This window comes from Komagataeibacter kakiaceti JCM 25156, assembly GCF_000613305.1.
This window is the reverse complement of the sequence record NZ_BAIO01000945.1, coordinates 1-503: the sequence shown is the minus strand read 5'-3', so window position 1 is coordinate 503 and position 503 is coordinate 1. Positions and strand designations below refer to the sequence as shown.

The window sequence follows — 503 nt, the reverse complement described above, 5'->3', positions numbered from 1 at the left end:
CGCCGGGCGCCGCCCGGTGCCGCCAGCCCGCCAGCCGGGCGCGCATGGAAAAATCATTTTCCTCCCCATACCCCTGGCCAAACAGCGCCGGACGGAACGGGCCGGTCTGGCGCAGGCAGTCATGGCGGATCAGCATGCAGAAGCCATGGGCGGTGGGAATGTCCACATCCCGCCCGCCATTGGCGCGCAGGGCCGTGGCCATGAGATGGCGCACCTCCGCCAGTCCGCCAGCCAGCGGTCGCGGCAGGGCCGGGTCCGGCCATGTCAGGATCGAGGCGTCATTGGAAAGGGGGGAGACCGTGCCCGTATCGGCACGCGCATAGGCCACGCGCAGCATTTCATCCAGCCAGCCCGGCGCAACCAGCGTATCGCTGTTGAGCAGAACGACATCCATGCCCCGCGCATCGGCCAGCGCCGTATTGACCGCCGCCGGGTAGCCGCTGTTGGTGGCGTGCCGCCGCAGGGTGATCTCCCCCCGCGCGGCGCGGTCATCCAGCGCGCGG

General features: G+C 70.6%; 1 protein-coding gene. It reads right to left on the bottom strand.

Translation table 11 applies throughout. The features are described 5' to 3' along the window. A partial coding sequence (locus JCM25156_RS26845; RefSeq protein ID WP_034962009.1) for a glycosyltransferase family 2 protein occupies positions 1 to 503 on the bottom strand: 503 nt, incomplete at both ends.